The following is a 20,958-nucleotide window of genomic DNA, read 5'->3' on the forward strand; positions in this document are numbered from 1 at the left end:
GTTTTTTAGTACAATAATATTTTGGTGTTAATGGGGTAGGTAGTTAAAAATATAGTGTCTTATGTGCAATTATGAAGTTTTTTTTATATTTTTATGTATTTTTTCCTATTTAAGAAAAAGCACTTGCTGCACAAGTGCACCAAGCGCTCTAAATCTGAATAGAAAACACATCTTCATCTCGCCATTATTGTTGTTTTGCTTTTTTAGCTAGTCGTTCCCATTGTAGTAATGAAGGATATGGATCAAATGCCCATTCTGTACGTCCATTGAACTTATATATGCCATAGTGAAGATGAGGCGGGAATTTTCCGGACGTTCCTTCTTTACCGTAGCCAGAACTACCAACATAACCGAGAACAGTTCCAGGCTCGACAAAGTCGCCTACATTAATCTTCTTATTATAACTACCGAGATGGGCATAATAATGATAGGAGTTATGATTATCACGAACTCCTATGCGCCAACCACCGAATTGGTTCCAGCCCTTTATTTCCACTACTCCATAAGAGGTAGAAAGTACGGGAGTACCATAGCCAGCGAAAATATCCGTTCCTTCATGAATACGGCGTCCACCCCAGCCCCTATTGTCTCCCCATGTACTTCGATAACTGTAATCATAATTAGTAGGGATTGGGAATGTGTGGTCATCGAGCTCAGTTGATTTGAAATGACTATACATTTTGGAAATGGTGAAGATTTGATTTACGGCCTGTTCACTTCCGTAATATTCCCATAAAGCTAATTTAAAGTCCTCATCAGTTGTTCCGAATTTACTTAAAAATGTAGCCATGGAAAAAATTATATCGGCATCATCTTTTGGGCTGGCAACTCCGTCACCATTGCCATCTAGTCCCATCCCGCCAAAGTAACTAATTGTTTCTGGGCGAGTATCATCTCGTACAGGATTTAAAGCACCTGACCAATATTCATCAGAAAATTGAATGGCAATGATACCATCCCGTTTCGGAATATCTTTGCGAACGGATTGTAAATTTCGTTCATATTGATCAATGGCTGCTAAGAAATGCCATGGGATAAGTAATTCATCAAATTGTACGTAATAGGCCATACGTTGTTGCACAATTTCTTCTTGGGTGGGTTCTTCTTTTGCTAAAGCAACAGGGGGGAGAGTAAAACTCCATAATAACATCCATAATAAAAGGAATATAAAATGGCGATTCAAATAGTGGACCTCCTTTCTAACGTTAGAATAACCGAATTTTTAATCTTCATTCAGCACTTTTTGTGGGAAAATGAAGCGGTAGAAAATGAGCAATTTTTGTGAAAGATGACGCACGTAAGGTTGATTTCCGTTCCGGCAGGGCACTTTAGCTGACGCTTAGCTTTCGCACAGAGCAAAGCTGGGGGCGTCCATGAGCCGCAATGTTTTTTGTGCGAAAGCGAAGTGAAACGTAGCGGCAGCAACAGGATGTAAGCCTTCATTCCGTTATGCTGATCCCCAAAAAGTCACACACTCCACTCCAATCAACTAATAAGCCGAAAAACGAAAGGCGATACGTTTAAAGTTTTCATTCTTTTTATCGTTAGCGTTTAAATTTCTGTTTTTCAGAGGAAAAAATTAAAGGCAATAAGAAGAAATTTCGACAAAGAAAAAGTAATGGGTATCATAATGTCATTTCCTTCATACTATGTTATAAATCAAGCCCTGAATGGAGGGAAGGCTATCAACATTTTAGATAAAGTGAAAAGCTATCGCGAAGAAGAAAATCGGCTAAAGTGGGAAGGTACATTTGCAGATTACTTAAACATCATCAAGGAAAGACCTGAAGTTGCTCAAACGGCCCATTCACGCGTCTACAATATGATAAAAAGTGCTGGTGTAGAGGAACGCGATGGGCAAAAAATGTATGAATTTTTTGGGCAAGAAATTTTTGGGCTTGAAACAGCAATTGAAAGACTGGTGGAGGAATATTTCCATCCAGCAGCGCGAAGATTGGATGTTAGAAAACGTATTTTGTTATTAATGGGACCAGTAAGTGGTGGTAAATCAACAATAGTAACCTTGTTGAAACGTGGACTCGAGCATTTTTCGAGAACAGATGAAGGTGCAGTTTTCGCAATTAAGGGGTGCCCAATGCATGAGGATCCTCTACATTTAATTCCACATCATTTGCGTAATGATTTTTATGAGGAGTATGGAATACGAATTGAAGGAAGCTTATCGCCTTTAAATACGATGCGTCTTGAAAAAGAGTACGATGGACGTATTGAAAATGTGATGATTGAACGTATTACTTTTTCTGAAGACAAACGTGTGGGCATAGGAACATTTACGCCGTCAGATCCAAAATCACAAGATATTGCAGATTTAACAGGTAGTATTGATTTCTCAACAATTGGAGAATTCGGTTCAGAATCTGACCCTCGTGCTTATCGCTTTGACGGTGAGTTAAATAAGGCAAACAGAGGTATGATGGAGTTCCAAGAAATGCTAAAGCTTGATGAAAAATTCTTATGGAATTTATTGTCTTTAACACAGGAAGGTAATTTTAAAGCAGGTCGATTTGCATTAATTAGTGCAGATGAGTTAATTGTTGCGCATACAAACGAAACGGAGTATCGTTCATTTATTTCAAATAAAAAGAATGAGGCGTTACATTCACGTATTATTGTCATGCCGATTCCGTATAACTTAAAAGTTAGTCAGGAAGAATTGATTTACGAAAAAATGATTAAAGAAAGCGATATGTCACATGTGCATATTGCGCCGCATGCATTGAAGGCCGCAGCGATCTTTTCGGTTCTAACAAGGCTGGAAGTACCGAAAAAACAAGGTGTGGATCTTATTAAAAAAATGCGACTGTACGACGGAGAAAATGTGGAGGGATTTAATTCCGTTGACTTAGAGGAGCTTAAAAAAGAGTTTCCGAACGAAGGCATGAACGGTATTGATCCACGGTATATTATTAATCGTATTTCTTCTGCTATTATCCGAAAAGAGATACCATCTATTAATGCGTTAGATGTTCTACGTGCACTAAAGGATGGGCTTGACCAGCATGCTTCCATTTCTCAGGAAGATCGAGAAAAATATATGAATTATATTGCAGTTGCTCGAAGAGAGTACGATGAAATTGCCAAGAATGAAGTGCAAAAAGCATTCGTTTATTCGTATGAAGAGTCTGCGAAAACACTGATGAATAATTACCTCGATAATGTAGAGGCGTTTTGTAATAAAAATAAAATTTTCGATCCACTGACTGGTGAGGAAATGAATCCTGATGAAAAGTTAATGCGCTCTATTGAAGAGCAAATAGGCATTTCGGAAAATGCAAAAAAAGCATTCCGTGAGGAGATATTAATCCGTATTTCTGCTTATGCTCGAAAAGGTAAGCGTTTTGACTATAATTCTCATGAAAGATTACGGGAAGCAATACAGAAAAAATTATTTGCGGATCTTAAGGATGTCGTAAAAATTACAACATCTTCAAAAATGCCGGATGAATCACAGCTGAAAAAGATTAATGAGGTTGTGGCAAGACTTGTTGATGAGCATGGCTATAATACAACGTCTGCTAATGAATTATTGCAGTATGTTGGTAGTCTGTTAAATCGTTAGTGCTTTGACCTATTCAGTGGAAACTATAAGACTATTGATAGGAATGAATAGGAGTGTCCCATTTTAGGGCACTCCTTTTATCTTCATATAAGTTCAAGAAAGCGAATGACTAGCATAGTATAGAAAAAGCGAATTTGATAGATGGGTGAGGATAAAAATGACTGAAAACGATCATAAACGTTTTGCCATTTCTCAGGAAAATTGGTCCCTCCATCGTAAAGGGCACCAGGACCAGCAACGGCATATGGAAAAAGTAAAAGATGCTATTAAGAATAATTTACCTGATTTAATTAGTGAAGAAAGTATTGTCATGTCCAATGGTCGTGAAGTAATTAAAATACCTATACGTTCACTTGATGAATATAAAATTCGATATAACTATGATAACTCCAAACATGTTGGGCAAGGTCAAGGAGACAGTAATGTAGGTGATGTGGTTGCGCGTGATCCCAGCAAAGGTAATCAGGCTAATGGTAAAGGAAAAGAAGCTGGTGACAAGCCAGGTCAGGATTATTATGAAGCTGAAGTAAGCATTGAAGAGGTTCAAAATGTGTTATTTAATGAGCTTGAGCTACCAAACCTACAGCAAAAAGAAAAAGCGGATATTAAGACGGAAAAAATTGAGTTTAACGATATTCGGAAAAAAGGTTTAATGGGAAATGTCGATAAAAAGCGCACAATCCTTAATGCGCTAAAGCGTAATGCTATGCAAGGAAAACCGGACATTACGCCGATTCATAATGATGATCTCCGTTTTAAAACGTGGGATGAAGTGGAAAAACCTGAATCGAAGGCAGTGGTCCTTGCTATGATGGATACAAGTGGCTCCATGGGCTCCTTCGAAAAATATTGCGCAAGGAGCTTCTTCTTTTGGATGACCAAATTTTTGCGCTCCAAGTATGAAACAGTGGAAATTGAGTTTATTGCGCATCATACTGAGGCGAAAGTAGTAACAGAAGAGGAGTTTTTTACGAAGGGAGAAAGCGGTGGAACGATTTGTTCATCTGCTTATATAAAGGCATTGGAACTAATTCGGGATAAGTATAATCCTGCTCGCTATAATATTTATCCAGTACATTTTTCAGATGGTGAAAATATATCAATGGATAATGAAAAGTGTTTGAAGCTAGTAGGAGAGTTAATGGATGTATCGAGCATGTTTGGATATGGTGAAGTCAATCAGCATAACCGCTTTTCTACACTTATGTACACTTACAAAAAAATAGATGATCCTAAATTTAGATATCATATTTTGAGAAAAAAAGGCGATGTATATGATGCCTTAAAGAGCTTTTTCAAAAAAGATGAATCTTAAATCATGTTAAGGAGGAGGCGGAAAAGTGGAGATGAACGAGCTTGAACGAGCAATTGATGAAATCACAGAAATTGCCTCAAGCTTTGGCTTAGATTTCTTTCCGATGCGCTATGAAATTTGTCCAGCAGATATTATTTATACATTTGGCGCATATGGTATGCCTACTCGATTTTCACATTGGAGCTTCGGTAAACAATTCCACAAAATGAAGCTTCAATATGATTTAGGGCTAAGTCAAATCTATGAGCTAGTGATTAACTCTAACCCTTGTTATGCATTTTTACTTGATACCAATACGTTAACACAAAATAAATTGATTATTGCGCATGTATTGGCGCACTGCGATTTCTTTAAAAATAATGTACGCTTCTCCAATACTAGAAGAGATATGGTGGAGAGTATGACTGCAACAGCCGAACGGATAGCTGGCTATGAAAGAGAATATGGAAAGGAAGAGGTCGAACAGTTTTTAGATGCGGTTTTAGCGATTCAGGAGCATATCGATCCTTCCCTTTTACGACCAAAATTGTCTTGGAATACCGAAGATGACCTTGAAGAGGAAAATCCTCAAGCAAAATCACCGTATGATGATCTTTGGCGTTTAGACGATAAGGAAAGTGAGTATAGATCGGTAAGGCGAAAAATAAAGCACTTCCCGCCGAAGCCAGAAAAAGATATATTGCTATTTTTAGAGGAGCATAGTCGAGAGCTCGAGGACTGGCAGCGAGATATATTAACGATGATGCGTGAGGAAATGCTTTATTTTTGGCCACAATTAGAGACAAAAATAATGAATGAGGGCTGGGCTTCCTTTTGGCATCAACGCATCATGCGTGAGCTTAAGCTAACAACAGCGGAAACGATTGAATATGCGAAATTAAATGCAGGTGTTGTGCAGCCTTCAAAAACATCCATTAATCCTTATTACCTTGGTGTGAAAATTTTCGAGGATATTGAGAATCGCTATAATCATCCAACGGAAGAGATGAGAAAGCGAGGTGTTCAGCCAAACTCTGGTCGAGAGAAAATGTTTGAGGTTAGAGAGATAGAATCGGATATCTCTTTTATCCGTAACTATTTAACGAAGGATTTAGCGAAACGAGAAGATCTATATTTGTTCCAGAAAAAGGGCAGTGAATACCGTATTACAGATAAAGAGCATGAAATGGTACGAGATCAGCTTGTATCGATGCGTGTAAACGGGGGATTCCCATATATCGTCGTTAAAAATGGAGATTACCTTCGAAACGGAGAGCTCTATTTAGTACATGGTTATGAAGGGATGGAGCTCGATCCACACTATTTAGAAAACGTTTTGCCATATATTTATCAGCTATGGGGTCGTCCTGTACATCTAGAAACAAATGTGGATGGAAAGCCAATGCTTTATTCATATGATGGGACAAAAAATTATAAACGCAATGTGTGAGGTATTACGAAAAAACTTCTATCTGTGGTATGAAATATCCCTGCAGATAGAAGTTTTTTCCAGTCCAGAATCAAGGTTCATCGCCTATGTTCCGCCAGGGCGTTTTCCTAGGGGCGTTCGATGAGCGCGGTAAACTTTATTCCGTTGTTTATTTTCATCTTCACTACTTTCACTATGATGCACTCTACTGTCTCTTACTTTTATGCCTTGTTGTACGCCAGCTTCATCGTTATTGTCACCAGCAATAACGCTTTAGCTGAAGCCATCAGCAAATTTGGGGTTTGTATTTCTAGTACTGCCATTTATGCATTTTGACCGCCTTCGTTGGCCTTAGTACCGACATCCTTATTTATTTGTCCTCCACCTTCAGCTCTTTCAAAATGGATTTCTTTATTGCCAATATTAATAGTAAGATGGATGGTAATATGATTTTTAGATGGATCTTTTGATTGTTCATTATTAGGCATAATTTTCACCTCCTTATTTTAGCATTACTATTATGTTATTAATCTTTCTCTAGCTTACTTGTTCATGTAGCCCTAAAAAGTATAAATAATGTGAGGGGATGGAGACTGAAAAACTGTTCCTTATCGTAAAATTTGATAAAATGAATAGGATTTGAATATAAGAAGAACTGGAACGGTGAAATAACGTTGAGAACATTTAAAAAGGTTTATATAGAAATAACGAGTGTCTGTAATTTAGCATGTAGCTTTTGTCCACCAACTGCTCGTGCAAAAGGACTTATTAAAGTAGAACAATTTAATAAAATATTGGATGAAATACGGCCTCATACGAAATATATTTATTTGCATGTAAAAGGAGAGCCACTATTACACCCACGTATTGATCAGCTACTTGACGCAGCACATGAGAAAGGTTTTAAAGTTAACATTACAACGAACGGTACACTGATTAAAAAGAATCGTGAAAAGATACTAGGGAAACCAGCCTTACGCCAAATCAATTTTTCTTTGCATAGTTTCGACGGTCATGAGGGATCGGAAAATCGTGAGAAATATTTAGGGGATATATTAGATTTTGTGCGTGCTTCGAAAGACTATAATACGATTATTTCATATCGATTATGGAATTTACAAAAGGATCATGTAACAGATATTGCGGCACGGAGAAATCGTGAAACGCTTGAAATTCTAGAAAATGAATATAATCTTGATTATCGCATCGAAGAAAAAGTGCAGCCTGGTAAAGGGGTAAAGATTGCTAATAATATTTATTTAAATCAGGATCATGAATTCAAGTGGCCAAGCTTACTGGAAGCGGAGGATGAAGGCAAAGGCTTTTGCCATGCACTACGAAGCCAAGCCGCTATTTTAGTGGACGGTACAGTAGTGCCTTGCTGTCTTGATGGTGAGGGCGTTATAAATTTGGGAAATGTGAATGAGCAATCCTTTACAGACATTGTTCAAGGACAACGGGCAAATAATATTGTCGACGGATTTTCACGTAGAGAAGCTGTAGAAGAGCTATGCAGAAAATGTGGCTATCGTCAAAAGTTTGGAATGTAAAAAAAGATCCATTTGGTTGTAGACTAAATGGATCTTTTATATGGTTAAAACAGGCTCATCACCAATGGATGATATTGGTTAAAAATAATTTTTGGCTAACCGTCAAACAGCTCCAACGTTATTGATTATTGGAGCTGTTTTTCTTTGATTGTGAATCAATAGTATCTAAAAAATCCTTCGTAATGCGTACTACGTATTTCACTTCGTCTAAATTGCGCTCCCTTAATACTGATCGATGTATATCAAGCATAAGATTTTTTTCTTCAATATCAGTAACACCGGATAATTTTTGAAAATTAAAAAGCTCCTCAGGGGCAATATCTAATGCTTTCATTAGCGTTTCTAAAGTGCTTAATGTGATATTAGACTGTCCGTGTTCAATGTTTGAGATTCGTCCTTTACTAAAACCTAGTTTCCCCGTTTTTTCTGCTACTTCTTCCTGACTAAGCCCTTTAGATACCCTAATAATACGGAGTTGTTCGCCTACTAGCTTTAAAAAGTCTGACATATGATTCACCTCTATGTAAAAAGCTAGTGAAAAACATTAAAAATGCCTATACCATTATAGTGGTATAATAGAGATAATGTTCTAATAAAATGGTACAATTATTGATGGTAAGTTTTTATTGGGAGAAAAGCCATGTGTAAAACGGTGTTGATTTATTCTTAGAAGCTTGTTTTAGAGATTGGAGGATTCATGCATGGTAAAGCGTTATCGATTAGATGAAGTTGCTAAAATAGAAGAGGGGAAAATAGTACCGACGAACAAGTATTTTACAAACGTCGGAGTCCCCCTAATTACAGCAGAAAATTTAAAAAAGTTAATGCTAAATGGTAATATTGAACAATTACCAAAAGTTAATATTACATTGAAAGAACATTTAAAGTGTACACTAGTACCAGCTAAAACCATCATTTTTACGAAAGCTAATTTGAAGGAAGCAAATAAATATATTTATCAATGCGAAACTGAAATGTGTATTGCAAATGATATCGTCGCTATTATTCCAAATGAAACAATTATTTTAAGTGATTATTTATTACACTTTCTCAAATGGTATCAAATTCATAAAGAATGGCATCATTTGTATGATATACCTATAGATATCCCGATGTTAGCTGTCCAACAAAAAATGGTGCAAATTTTAAATAAGATTCAGTTTTTATTAAAAAATAAAGAGTCTTTAATGACAGCTGTAGAAGTGTTACCACAGAATTTTCACAATTTCTCGATGCAAATAGAAAATCACTCAAAAAGTTTACATCATGGGTTTAATCAGGCTCAGCATCATTATGATGTTATGCTACATAAAATTTTTAAGGGTGAGCTTTAATAAAATTGCACAATAATCAGTTCTTTATCTCCACTAGAATTAGATAAAATAAATTTAGTCGGTGTAAAGGACAACATCTTTCACACCGACTTTCATCAATAATTATGTCGGGGCATAATTGTACCTGTCTATGCTTTTAATACAAAAGACATCATAAAACATATGCCTGAGTTAAATTTCGATAATTATTGGTAAAATCATTGGTTTTCTTTTTGTTTGTGTAAATAGATATTGACCGACAGCTCTTTTCATTTCTCTTTTTAAGACATGGATTGGCTGCTTAGTTTCTTCCTGCAGCTCATTGACCGTTTCTTTGACGAGAACATTTACTTTCATTAACAGCTCCTCAAAGTCTTTGGCATAAACAAAGCCTCGTGAAATTGTATCTGGTTCTGAAATGAAGGTGCCATCTATTTTATTAAGTGTTATAACGATAACGAGCATGCCGTCTTCTGATAGCTGTTTGCGATCTCGTAAAACAATTCCTTCGACTTCACCAATACCGATACCGTCGACATACGTATCACCTGAAGGGATTTTACGTGTTTGCCTAGCCATTGCATGTTCAATATCCACAACATCCCCGTTTTTCATAATAAACGTATGCCCTCTTTTGACACCAACGGACTCAGCTAACAAGCGGTGCTGATGTAACATACGGAATTCACCATGAATCGGAATAAAAAATTTGGGCTTCATTAGCGTCAGCATTAGTTTTAAATCTTCCTGGTAGCCATGACCTGAAACGTGCATACCTGTATGACTAGCCGAACCATAAATAACTTTCGCACCTAGCTGGAACAAATTATCAACAATTCGTGAAACACCCTTTTCATTCCCTGGAATAGGGGATGAAGCTAAAATAACTGTGTCATCAGGTAAAATTTTCACTTCACGATGATTTCCATTTGCTAAGCGAGAGAGTGCAGCTAATGGTTCACCTTGACTACCCGTACATAATACAACAACTTCTTCGGGTGGAAGATATTTCACCTCACGAGCATCTATTAGCATATCCTCTGGAATGTTTAAATAGCCTCGCTCAAGCGCAACATCTACAACATTCACCATACTCCGACCAAGTAATGCAAGCTTTCTATTTGTCGTAATCGTTGCATCTACAATTTGCTGTATGCGATTAACATTAGAAGCGAAAGTAGAGATAACAATTTTACGCTCGGCATGTAAAAATGCATCTTCTATATGACCACCGACAAGCTTCTCTGAAGGAGTTAAACCAGGTCGTTCAGCATTCGTACTTTCAGAAATAAGTACTAGCACGCCTTCTGATCCTATCTCGGACATTTTATGAATATCTGCAAACTGATTGTTGACAGGCGTTAAATCAAATTTAAAATCTCCAGTGTGTACGACATTTCCTTCAGGTGTATTTATAACGATACCTAAGCAATCAGGTATACTATGGTTTGTTCTAAAGAAATCAACACCAACTTGTCCGAAATTTAATGATGAATCGGAGTTAATTTCTATTAATTCAGTCTCTCTTAAAAGCTTATGTTCTTTCAGCTTTAGCTCGATTAAACCAAGAGTAAAACGTGTTGCATAAATAGGGACATTTATTTTTTTTAACAGATAAGGGATACCGCCGATATGATCCTCATGTCCATGAGTTACAATTAATGCTTTGATTTTCTCTTTATTTTCCAGTAAGTACGTAATATCAGGAATTATTAAATCGATACCTAGTAGGCTTTCGTCTGGAAATTTAGCGCCGCAGTCGATAATTAACATATCATTCCCGTACTGTACTACATACATATTTTTGCCAATCTCATTAATGCCTCCTAAGGCGAAAATCGATAATGTATTGTCTTTTGTGGACAAGCATATCCCCTCCTAATTTTTCAGTATGTTCCTTTAATGAAAATTCAGCATTAGTAGTATAGCTTTAAGCGTTTCATCCTATACGAAAAGACCATTTTAGGTTTAGCATTAATATTAGATTTTCATGAAGAATAGAATAGAAGAACGTAAAGAATAAAGGGGATGACTGGTTGTCGAACTACTTACAACATGCGGTGTTTGAACATAGGTTTTGGTTAAGGATATTGAAAGATCATTCTCAATTTATTCATGATTCCTTGTATCCATCGGAAACAGAGGATATTAAAAGAGCGAGCGCATTTATTCTCAAATTTTCTCAGCTTCTTGCTTATGTTAATTCGATAGATGCCAATAATGCGGTGTCCTTCTCACTTACAGTCGATGAAGCTGTAGAACAACTAAAGCAATTTAAATTTTATTTGCTTAGAAAGCAATTAACGGGAAATATTAATATCCATCTACCACCTACTTTTATTAATCATATGGTGAATGAATTAGAGGAGTATCAAAATGTCCTTAGCTATCTGAAGAAGGGGGAAGTCCCGCCAATCTTTCATGAGCTACATCATCATTTACTCTGGCTGTTAGATGCATCAGGACATGCAGGTATCATTCATGACGATCTGGATGGTGTAGAAAGAAGGTTGAGGCAAAAAAGTACTACCTTTGCTCAACATTTTGAACAATTTTATTTGAAGGCAGTGGAGCTTACAGGATATTTGCGTTCAAATATAGACTCATTCCCCGCATTAACTCGCTTTAATCATGATGTGGATATTGAAATGGGATTATTCAAAACTTTTTTACGGGAGTTAGAGGAGATGGAGTTAAGTGCAGAAGTATTAGGTACATTTACAGCTCTAATGGCAGATCATATGCTAAGAGAGGAGCAATACTATTTATCGAAGCTTGCACAATCTAGAGGTGAAGGTTAATTTGCACAAAATGATGCCAGATGAATCGCTGATAAAACTAAGTAAATCGCTGATAAACACCAAAGAATCGCTGATAAAACCGGGTAAATCGCTGATAAACATCAAAAAATCGCTGATAAAATGATGGCAATCTGAAGGTTTCAGGTTGCTTTTTTTATTCCGATAAATCAGCATAATGTACCGATAAAACTAAAAAACATTCCGATAAATCTAGGAATGTTTTTAGTCTGGCAGATTTTTATGGATGAATAAAAACTCCAGTACCGATTGGAACGATGCTGGCGAGCTCTTCGACATCCTTATTATGCATGCGGATACAGCCACGTGAAACGGCATGACCGATTGAGCTAGGATTATTAGTTCCGTGAATTCCGTAATGTTCTTTAGATAAACTCATCCACATTGTCCCAAACGGACCACCAGGATTTGGATCCTTATTAATGATTATAAAATGGCCAGTAGGTGTATCATGTAACATCCTACCGACTGCTATAGGGTATTGCTTTTGAAGAACATTATCCTTATATAACCGTAGCCATCGATTTTCAGTAGAAATATCTATTCTATAAGGGATAGTATTTGGATTAGGAAATCCAGGTATAACAATTTGTTGTCCTATATAAAGTACATTCGGATCTAGCCCTGGGTTAGCAGCCATTATGGACGCTAATGGCGTACGATAATTTCTCGCTATTTGGGACAAGGTTTCGCCTGCTCTAACTGTATGGATCAAAATCATCACCTCCTATAAAGTGGTTGCTTTAATACAGGTTATGCCGAAGAAATAGAAAATACCTTTATATTTTTATAAGGATAGCAACTACAGTTAGTTGGATATGATAAGCAGTAACAAACCATATCCAGTAATCGAGGAGATTTAGATGAAAGAATTTAAAATTACTTATTTTTTTGATGAACTGCATTATGTAAGGAGATTTATTCATATAGAATCACAGGAAAAGGCAGAGGCATTAGTTCGCAGTGAACGAGATCAATATATATCCTTTACAGATAGTAGAGGGATGTATCATGAGCTGCATACAAGACATGTTCGGGTCATTCAAATATCTGAATATCATCGCATCGATAAAAGCTCGAAAACGCAAGACACATAATTTGTCCAACACTGCACATGCTATAAGTAAAGGAGTGAGTAATGATGGACATAGAAAAAAACATACCACATGAAAAAAAGATGTTTATGAACTTATCGAGTAAGGATAAGCCAGACATGGTAGATTCTGATAATATAAGTCTTTTCGATTTACACGAAGATATGCAAACGGTTGATCCTATACCGGTTAGAGAGCTCAATAAAAGAGTAGAACGAGAAGGCGATGAATTAATTGAATTGCAGCCGGATGAATTATAGAAGGTAGGGATTTGTATGGCTGATCATAATGAAGCTCAGTTTACTTCTGCTGGAACAAATATTAATGAAGTAAAAAGAAAGAATGCAGAAGGTGGATTATCTTATAATGAAGTGAAAAAGCTGCTAGCCCAAAGAGGTGGGACTGGTACGGAAATATATAGTGATACAGATGTCGAAGAAGTAAAGCAACAGATTCATGGGAAAAAACAATAAGCTAATTGAGGAGGAGTATGAAAAAGTACTCTTCTTTTTTTATTTTGTAAGGATGAAAAAATCGCTGATTAAAACTTCACTTTACTTTACAATGAAAAGTAAATGTATGGAGGTGTCCGAATGGAGGAAAAACGTTGCCCGTTATGTGGACAAGATAATCATTGTGGAGTAGTAAATGGGCAAAAGGATTGCTGGTGTATGACAAAGAGTTTCCCTAAAGAAATCCTTCAAGCAGTACCTAAAGAGCAATGTATTTGTCAAAAGTGCTTGGATACATACAAAAAAGATTAAACATATCCACGATTTTATTAGTTCTATCCACGATTCTGTTGGTTCTTCGTGCAAGCAATTATGCCTCGCCTCGACATAATTGCGCTGCCGCTTCGCTATCGCGCAGGTAAACAATGCCGCTACCGCTTCGCTATCGCGCAGAAGATAAACAATGCTGCTGTCACTACAGAAAACACTCGCAGAAAGAAGTTAAAAATATTTTAATGCTGTTACAAAACAATAGAGATCAGTTGGTACAATTGTCTACCGCACAACAACCTATCGGACATATATTACTCTGAAAGGAGTGTGTCTAATGACTAAAACAGTTTTACTCAGTAATGTAACAAAGGTTTATTTAGAGGAAAACCAAAGGATCCTCGATAAAATGATGCAGGGCATGACCTATGTGACAATTACATGTAGTATTTCAGATAATTTTATTAAGCAAATATTACCGCATCAAGTAGCTGCTATTAGATTGTCGGAAAATGTTTTGCGATACACGACAAATATACTTGTACAAAATCTCGCGTTAGAAATAATAGCAACAAGTACGGAGACTGTTGAATGCCTCGAAGCGATACAAAATAGATGCTGTATCGTACAAAATTCGGAATGTGAATTGTACGATTATATGTGTGCTTTTAAGGAAATTACTGCGGCTATGTTCCAAGCAATGAGTTTACCGCCAGTTTCCAATAATATTAATATAAACTTCCTGCGAGCAATGATTGTTCACCATCAGGCGGGCGTTCGACTAGCGCAAAATGTTTTAAGGTTCTGTATTTGCCAAGAATTAATACCAATCCTTCGAAATATGATTCAAACTATGTGCGATCGTATTTGCGAAATGGAAAAATTACTAGATGCTTTAAAGGATTGCGAGAATTGCTAGTTTGAACGGAACATTTACAAAGTGAAAAAACGCTAGAGTCGAAGGATTTTAGCGTTTTTTTATGACTACGATGTATTTTTAGTAAAACTCAAACGCTTGATGAAAAATAATCAAGCATTCTCAACAGAAGGTGCGCGCATAAATGTTACTGTTCGTTTGTTACTATCGTAAAGACACCACTCTCGATGATCAACAACCGATCCAACATTGATACCGTATTGTTTTTCTTGTAATGCGATTGGTTGGCCATAGCGAATACGAATAGGTAGCTTTTTATTGCGATGATAAAGACCTGATTCATGACTATGCCCGAAGAAAAGAAGCGATTTTGTAAATGGCGGAAATGTTGGTTGCCAAGTAACACTCCATTTAAATTGATGTCCATGCATAAGTGTTGCACCATCAATCTCCATAGTTTCAGGTAACTGTGTAAATCGTTCAATGCCAGTTACACGTGTAATACGCTCTTCCTGATTGCCACGAATAGAGGGGAATGTTAGTAAATTTTCAAAATCATTTTCTACTATTGCAGCTTTTTGTAGGGGTAGTCCCGACATTGTTTGAGCCTTTTTCTTACTTACAGTACATTCGTATAAATCACCTAATCCCAATACCTTTGCATCTTCCGCAGTTTGCTGAATATGGGCTAAAACCGCCTTAGTATCTTCTATATTAGAATGTAAATCTCCTAAAAGTGCGTACAGCATTTTAAATCATGCCTTTCATTAATTATGCCTCGGCATAATTGTGTGACATCTGCCGGGCTTTAACTTCTTTCAGCAAATATGTGGACACCTACTGACAAGTAATCTCTCGAAGCTACACTTTCGCTCAAAAGACACTTGTTGAAAGAAGTTAATCATTATACAAATATCATACACCTAACAGAAATTGATAGAAAAGTAAAATGTATAAATATATTTAGTTACATATGGATTATATGTGGTACATGACCATAACGTTGAGTTGATTTCCCGTTCTAAGCTGTATGCTTTCCTAGAATGTCCGATGAGCCGCTTAGGGCAATAGCTATTGGTCACAAAGGCGTTATCATAGGACGCGATGTATTTAGCCTGCATTCCTCAATTGCTAATCTCAAAGAGTCATTTGTCTCCCTCGATTCAACTTTTCCGCATTTAACAAAATGAGCCTTAATAAGTGTAGAAAAATTGCCAACAATTTCATAGATTGATAAAATATAATTGTAATTTTCTGAATCTTCAAGACGGTTATACATGTTATGAAGGACATGAATGGGGGGCTTATGATGACGATGTTAATGACAGATATGCTACAAAAATATGCTATGCAGCAACCAAATGGGATTGCAACAGTTTACGATGGGACAAAGCTATCCTATAGTGAGTTTTATAAAAGTGCCGAAACATTCGCTGCATACTTACAAGAGCAAGGTTTTAAAAAAGATGATGTAATTGCATTATATACGCTCAACTCAGATTTATTTTTAATCGCTTATATAGGTGTTCAGTTAGCAGGCTATGTTGTCATGCCCATTAATACAAAACTAGCAGCTCCAGAGGTCGAATTTATTTTTAATTATTCAGAAGCTAAAGGACTTATTTATGATGAAAGGTTAGAGGATGTACTTGCAACTATCGGCTATCCGTTTCAACATATTGTAGGGCTCGATGTAATGAAAGACGTCATTACAAACTATCCCGGTCAAAGAAAAGCTATCAAATTGGAGCCTCATGATACTAGTGTTGTTATGTATACTTCTGGGACGACGGGTAAACCGAAAGGAGTAATGCTAACTCATCAAAATATTGTATCAACTGCGGACATATGGTCGTCCTCAATGGATATGACCAATGAGGATAGAATGTTTATTTGTACGCCTTTATTTCATTGTGCAGGTCTTCATGTATTTGCGATGCCGATGTTTTATAAAGGCGGTACAATAGTTATAGAAGAGGCTTTTTCTTCGACTAACACATTAGAACAGTTAGTCGTTACAGATTCAACAATTTTCTTTGGTGTTCCGTCAATGTATACAATTATTTTAAATACACCTAACTTTAAGGAACATACATTTAAAAATTTACGTTTATTATGTTACGGAGCGGCACCGATGCCTTATGAGCTTGTTAAGCAAGTGAAGGAGGCATTTCCTAATGTGAAAGTACAAAACCTGTACGGACAAACTGAAAATACTCCTGCCACCACTTCTCTTTTAGATGCTGATGCATTGACAAAGATTGGATCAGTGGGAAAACCATTAGCCCAAACGGACGTCCGTGTTGTTGATAGCTTTGGTGAAACGGTGCCAGCGGGTGAGGTAGGAGAAATTTGTGTCAAAGGACCACAAGTTATGAAAGGTTATTTACGTAATCCTGAAGAAACAGCTAGAGCCATTAAAGATGGTTGGCTCTATTCAGGAGATTTAGGGCGTTTTGATGAAGACGGTTATCTCTATATTGTTGATCGTAAAAAAGATATGATCATTCGAGGTGGCGAAAATATTTATCCTATCGAGGTTGAAGAGGTTTTATATCAACTGCCAGAAATTTTAGAAGCAGCCGTTGTCGGTTTTCCACATGAAGTATATGGCGAAGTTCCGAAAGCATTTGTCGTATTGAAAGAAGGAAAGTCTTCCGATGAAGAGGCGATATTGGCCTATTGTCGGACTCAGCTCGCGAAGTATAAAGTGCCACATGAAATTGAATTTTTAACTGAATTACCACGTAATGCTTCTGGGAAAGTTTTGAAGCATACATTACGACCAAGAGTAAGTACGCCATAACGTGTAAAACAGTTTGATAAAATATGAAAATAACAAACGAAGTAATACCTTAATCAGACACACAATATAGAGATGCTTTTGTGTAGAGGAAATAGGTTAGGCCTGGTGCACAATTGTGTTCAAGGCTTTAGGTCAACAGATGTTTATGGCACAAAGCGTAGTGCTATCGTAGCGGCGGCTGCATGAAATTGGTTACTCATTCGTTGTTGTTGCTGTCGCTTTGCATTCGCACAGATAAATTACTACAGGACGTGACGTTCTTAGATTGTTTGGACAACCGCTAATAGAAGTTAAAAATAGGAACGTCTATGAAATTAGCGTATAATAGAGTCTGCGACAAATTGAAATAATAGAATTGAAGTAATTGTCTTCAAACAAGATAGGAGCGGAATTTGTCTTGTGGACGGGGGATAAACGCCTTTTACTAATAGGTTTAATGATAATCATGCTACTGCTTTCGGGTTGCCATTCGTTTTCGCAGCAGGAAAGACAAAACAAAGGATTAACGGTGTTAACGGTAGAGTTTAATAGTGGTGCACCCATACCTAACCTTTATATAACTGCTACAGATGTAGAGTCAGGTGAGGTAGTAGAGGATGCAGTTGGCTCTGAAGAGGGTGAAGCACTATTTTCGAAGCTAATAGCGGGGCGGAAATATGCTATAGCTGCAACTACGCTTGAAAATAGTACGAAAAATGATGGCTATACGACAATTGAAAATTTAACATATGATGCGACAAAGCCGTATTATCGATTGGAGACACATTTTTCAAGGGACGAGCAAGAGCTGGATGTACCAGTTGTTATGCAAAAACCTGAACTACCACATGGCTGTGAAATAACATCATTAACGGCTGTATTAAATTATTATGGGCTAGACGTTACGAAGCTGGAAATGGCTGATAACTATTTACCAAAGCAAAAAATTAGAACTATAGACGGACAACGATTTGGTCCAAATCCCACACAGGCTTTTGCAGGGAATCCTCGTGATAAAGCACATGGTATGTATGTCTTTGCAGCTCCGATTGTCAAAGCCGCAGAGGCAGTAATAGCAGATAAACAAGCAGATTTACGAGTGACAAATAAGAGTGGTGCCACGCAGGACGAAATTTTACAGCTTGTTCGAGAGGGAGTCCCTGTTGTGACATGGGTGACATTGGATTTATCAGAGCCAAAAAGAAATCTAGCTAAGGGCTGGATCTATGAAGGTGAAAAAGTGCCGCATGCCGCGTATATGAACTTGCATGCTGTTGTTTTAACTGGGCATTTAGGTGATAAAGTAGTTGTTATGGACCCATTAAAAGGCTTTGTCACTTATAATGTGGATCAGTTTTTTAAAAGCTATAAAGAGTTAGGTGAACAAGCTGTAGCCGTTCATAAATGATTCAAAGAAGAGTTATAAGGCGTACAAGGAAAGTATGTTACACTTGTAAAAAAGGCTTGTTACTGGGGATGCCCCCACGTTATGTGAGAGCCTAATAAAAGCTAAAGTGAGTTGAGTAGAATGGCCATTGAGCACGCTTTTTTACCGGTTTTATTAGGAGATGAAATGAATGCTTACGGCATGGCAAGAGCATTTTACGAGTCCTATGGCGTTAAACCACTTGCATTAAATCATACGAATATGGAGAAAATACAGCAGAGTGATTTATTAATATTTCGTGAAGTTCCAAGACTCCATGTTGAAGAACGTTTTGTCATTGCGTTAAAGGCAATTGCAGAGGAATTTGCAGGTAAAAAATTGCTGTTATTAGCCTGCGATGAATTTTACGTAAAAAAAATCGTACAACATAAAGCGGAGCTAGCAGAGTATTTTGTAATTCCTTATGTGGATGCAAATCTTGCTAACGAGCTATTAACGCGTGAGAGCATGTATGAACTTTGTGCGAAGTTCGGCTTCCACTATCCGGCAATGCATGTTTGCACCGTCAATGATTACGAGGAGTTTGTTATCCCTTTTGAATATCCAGTGGTCATTAAACCTTTGAATATGACAAAGTATGCTACATGTATTTTTCCAGGCAAGAAAAAAGTGTATATTGCCAAAGATAACGACGAAAAGGATGCTATTTTCCATGCCATTTATAAGGAATCGGCATACCGAGATGATTTAATGGTACAGCAATATATTCCTGGCGAAGATGCTCATATGTACGTCGTAAATGCTTATGTTGGGCAAGATAGTAAGGTACAGCTATTATCTGTAGGTAACCCAATTTTAGAGGAGCACTCCCCAGAGGGGATTGGTCGCTATGTAGCCATCATGACAGCATACGATAAAGACTTAATGGACCGCGTAAAATTGTTTCTAGAGGAAATACAATTCCAAGGCTTTGCCACATTTGATATGAAGTACGATGAACGTGACGGTCAATATAAGTTATTAAGTATTGAATTACATAATGAACTTTCAAATTATTATGTGACAGCAAGTGGCTATAATTTAATGCAATATGTTGCGGATGATTTTATCCGCGGAAGTAAAAAACAGCTAACATATGTTCAGAACAAGCATCTTTGGACAATTGTGCCGAACGGTGTTCTCTTTAAATATGTACAAAATGAACAGCTTGTAATTGAAGCAAAAAGTCTTATTCGCCAAGGGATGGCTACGGATTCCATCTTTAATTATAAGGATATGAATGCGAAGCGTTGGTTAAATATAACGCTAGATAATTTAAGCTTTTATCGCCAATATAAGAAATATTTTAACAACAAAGGTCTGTCGAACTAATGAAAAAACAAACTTTAGGTATAATTGGTGGCGTTGGTCCACTAGCAACGATGTTTATCGGTGAAATGATTGTAAGACGTACGAAGGCAACGAAAGATCAGGAGCATTTACATACAATCATTGATAATGATACGAATATTCCTGATCGTACAGCCTTTATTTTAGATAGTACGAAAGAAAATCCCGTACCAGTAATAGTCGCAGATGCTAAAAAGCTTGCTTCTGTTGGAGCAAATGTGATTGCTATTCCATGTAATACGGCACATACCTTTTATGATGAGATAGTTGAAGGTTCTCCAGTTCCCGTCTTACATATGATAAGGGAAACAGCAAAGCGCGCTTCTGACTTAGGGGCAGAGCGTGTAGGGATTTTAGCGACAACGGGTACATTAACCTCACGCATGTATCAAGATGCGTTAGAGGAATTTGGTATAACACCTGTTGTTCCAGATGATGTGATGAAAGAGAAAGTCATGTCTATTATTTACGATTATGTAAAGGCTGGAAAAGATGTCTCTTGGGAGGATTGGCAGCAGATAGAAGAAGCAATGCTTGCCCTTAACTGTGATCGTATTGTATTGGGATGTACTGAATTATCCATCGTCAATCGAGATTTAAAACTAAGTGACAAATATATCGACTCATTAATTGTTTTAGCAGAACGTGCTATATTAGCATGTGGCTATGAAATTGTAGATTAACAAGCGTATTAACCAAATAAAATCTGCACGCTTTTC

The 20,958-nt window shown here is 37.1% G+C and carries 21 protein-coding genes; 15 read left to right on the forward strand and 6 right to left on the reverse strand.

What is annotated here, in order from left to right; translation table 11 throughout:
* Positions 1–184: 184 nt before the first annotated feature.
* The gene (locus PVA17_RS09455) at positions 185–1,183 is read right to left on the reverse strand and encodes a M23 family metallopeptidase (protein WP_274067548.1); all 999 of its coding nucleotides are present in this window, start codon (positions 1,181–1,183) and stop codon (positions 185–187) included.
* 501 nt (positions 1,184–1,684) lie between these two features.
* Here PVA17_RS09455 and PVA17_RS09460 point away from each other — a divergent pair.
* The 3 genes from PVA17_RS09460 to PVA17_RS09470 all read left to right on the forward strand — a co-directional run bounded on the left by PVA17_RS09460 (position 1,685) and on the right by PVA17_RS09470 (position 6,324).
* Positions 1,685–3,580: a PrkA family serine protein kinase gene (locus tag PVA17_RS09460; RefSeq protein ID WP_132363512.1), complete on the forward strand. Its 1,896-nt coding sequence runs from the start codon at positions 1,685–1,687 to the stop codon at positions 3,578–3,580.
* A gap of 157 nt (positions 3,581–3,737) precedes the next feature.
* Positions 3,738–4,895 carry a sporulation protein YhbH gene (gene yhbH / locus PVA17_RS09465; protein ID WP_274067550.1) on the forward strand — a complete coding sequence of 386 codons (1,158 nt, stop codon included), beginning with the start codon at positions 3,738–3,740 and terminating at the stop codon, positions 4,893–4,895.
* A gap of 31 nt (positions 4,896–4,926) precedes the next feature.
* Positions 4,927–6,324 (forward strand): SpoVR family protein, encoded by a 1,398-nt coding sequence (locus PVA17_RS09470; protein WP_132363510.1) that lies wholly within the window; start codon positions 4,927–4,929, stop codon positions 6,322–6,324.
* Positions 6,325–6,626: 302 nt separating this feature from the next.
* On the opposite strand, the gene PVA17_RS09475 is transcribed toward PVA17_RS09470, so the two are convergent.
* On the reverse strand, positions 6,627–6,791 hold the full coding sequence (locus PVA17_RS09475) for a hypothetical protein (RefSeq protein WP_274067552.1): 165 nt from the start codon (positions 6,789–6,791) through the stop codon (positions 6,627–6,629).
* Positions 6,792–6,977: 186 nt separating this feature from the next.
* Between PVA17_RS09475 and PVA17_RS09480 the strand changes: the two genes are divergently transcribed.
* Entirely contained in the window at positions 6,978–7,853 is an 876-nt protein-coding gene (locus PVA17_RS09480) for a radical SAM/SPASM domain-containing protein (RefSeq protein WP_132363425.1), read from the forward strand.
* Positions 7,854–7,971: 118 nt separating this feature from the next.
* Here the strand turns inward: PVA17_RS09480 and PVA17_RS09485 are convergent, their stop codons facing one another.
* Positions 7,972–8,361 (reverse strand): helix-turn-helix domain-containing protein, encoded by a 390-nt coding sequence (locus PVA17_RS09485; protein WP_132363424.1) that lies wholly within the window; start codon positions 8,359–8,361, stop codon positions 7,972–7,974.
* A 193-nt stretch (positions 8,362–8,554) separates the two neighbouring features.
* Between PVA17_RS09485 and PVA17_RS09490 the strand changes: the two genes are divergently transcribed.
* Complete coding sequence (locus PVA17_RS09490; protein WP_274067553.1) at positions 8,555–9,187, forward strand: restriction endonuclease subunit S; 633 nt, start codon at positions 8,555–8,557, stop codon at positions 9,185–9,187.
* Between the two features lie 171 nt (positions 9,188–9,358).
* Here PVA17_RS09490 and PVA17_RS09495 read toward each other — a convergent pair whose 3' ends face one another.
* The gene (locus PVA17_RS09495; RefSeq protein WP_274067554.1) at positions 9,359–11,032 is read right to left on the reverse strand and encodes a ribonuclease J; all 1,674 of its coding nucleotides are present in this window, start codon (positions 11,030–11,032) and stop codon (positions 9,359–9,361) included.
* Between the two features lie 170 nt (positions 11,033–11,202).
* Here PVA17_RS09495 and PVA17_RS09500 point away from each other — a divergent pair, with 170 nt between their 5' ends.
* Complete coding sequence (locus tag PVA17_RS09500) at positions 11,203–11,967, forward strand: DUF2935 domain-containing protein (RefSeq protein ID WP_132363418.1); 765 nt, start codon at positions 11,203–11,205, stop codon at positions 11,965–11,967.
* Between the two features lie 238 nt (positions 11,968–12,205).
* Here the strand turns inward: PVA17_RS09500 and PVA17_RS09505 are convergent, their stop codons facing one another.
* Complete coding sequence (locus tag PVA17_RS09505) at positions 12,206–12,700, reverse strand: L,D-transpeptidase family protein (RefSeq protein WP_132363416.1); 495 nt, start codon at positions 12,698–12,700, stop codon at positions 12,206–12,208.
* Positions 12,701–12,848: 148 nt separating this feature from the next.
* Here PVA17_RS09505 and PVA17_RS09510 point away from each other — a divergent pair, with 148 nt between their 5' ends.
* The 5 genes from PVA17_RS09510 (at position 12,849) to PVA17_RS09530 (ending at position 14,720) form a co-directional block, all read left to right on the forward strand.
* Positions 12,849–13,082: a hypothetical protein gene (locus PVA17_RS09510; protein WP_274067555.1), complete on the forward strand. Its 234-nt coding sequence runs from the start codon at positions 12,849–12,851 to the stop codon at positions 13,080–13,082.
* Positions 13,083–13,126: 44 nt separating this feature from the next.
* Positions 13,127–13,339, forward strand: a complete 213-nt coding sequence (locus tag PVA17_RS09515) for a hypothetical protein (RefSeq protein WP_132363508.1) — start codon at positions 13,127–13,129, stop codon at positions 13,337–13,339.
* Between the two features lie 15 nt (positions 13,340–13,354).
* A complete protein-coding gene (locus PVA17_RS09520) occupies positions 13,355–13,552 on the forward strand; it encodes a gamma-type small acid-soluble spore protein (RefSeq protein ID WP_132363412.1) in 198 nt (65 codons plus the stop codon).
* Between the two features lie 120 nt (positions 13,553–13,672).
* The gene (locus PVA17_RS09525) at positions 13,673–13,843 is read left to right on the forward strand and encodes a cysteine-rich CWC family protein (protein WP_274067556.1); all 171 of its coding nucleotides are present in this window, start codon (positions 13,673–13,675) and stop codon (positions 13,841–13,843) included.
* A gap of 295 nt (positions 13,844–14,138) precedes the next feature.
* Positions 14,139–14,720, forward strand: a complete 582-nt coding sequence (locus tag PVA17_RS09530; protein ID WP_132363408.1) for a DUF305 domain-containing protein — start codon at positions 14,139–14,141, stop codon at positions 14,718–14,720.
* Between the two features lie 110 nt (positions 14,721–14,830).
* Here PVA17_RS09530 and PVA17_RS09535 read toward each other — a convergent pair whose 3' ends face one another.
* The gene (locus tag PVA17_RS09535) at positions 14,831–15,427 is read right to left on the reverse strand and encodes a metallophosphoesterase family protein (protein ID WP_132363406.1); all 597 of its coding nucleotides are present in this window, start codon (positions 15,425–15,427) and stop codon (positions 14,831–14,833) included.
* A gap of 560 nt (positions 15,428–15,987) precedes the next feature.
* Between PVA17_RS09535 and PVA17_RS09540 the strand changes: the two genes are divergently transcribed.
* The 4 genes from PVA17_RS09540 to cuyB all read left to right on the forward strand — a co-directional run bounded on the left by PVA17_RS09540 (position 15,988) and on the right by cuyB (position 20,922).
* Positions 15,988–17,484 carry a class I adenylate-forming enzyme family protein gene (locus tag PVA17_RS09540; RefSeq protein ID WP_274067577.1) on the forward strand — a complete coding sequence of 499 codons (1,497 nt, stop codon included), beginning with the start codon at positions 15,988–15,990 and terminating at the stop codon, positions 17,482–17,484.
* 397 nt (positions 17,485–17,881) lie between these two features.
* Positions 17,882–18,871 carry a C39 family peptidase gene (locus PVA17_RS09545; protein ID WP_274067557.1) on the forward strand — a complete coding sequence of 330 codons (990 nt, stop codon included), beginning with the start codon at positions 17,882–17,884 and terminating at the stop codon, positions 18,869–18,871.
* Positions 18,872–18,991: 120 nt separating this feature from the next.
* On the forward strand, positions 18,992–20,221 hold the full coding sequence (locus tag PVA17_RS09550) for a carboxylate--amine ligase (protein WP_274067558.1): 1,230 nt from the start codon (positions 18,992–18,994) through the stop codon (positions 20,219–20,221).
* Positions 20,221–20,922 carry a cysteate racemase gene (gene cuyB / locus PVA17_RS09555; protein WP_274067559.1) on the forward strand — a complete coding sequence of 234 codons (702 nt, stop codon included), beginning with the start codon at positions 20,221–20,223 and terminating at the stop codon, positions 20,920–20,922. Before PVA17_RS09550 ends, cuyB begins: the two co-directional genes overlap by 1 nt.
* The last annotated feature ends 36 nt before the right edge of the window (positions 20,923–20,958 follow it).

The organism is Lysinibacillus sp. CNPSo 3705 (assembly GCF_028674935.1).
Lineage (GTDB): Bacteria > Bacillota > Bacilli > Bacillales_A > Planococcaceae > Lysinibacillus.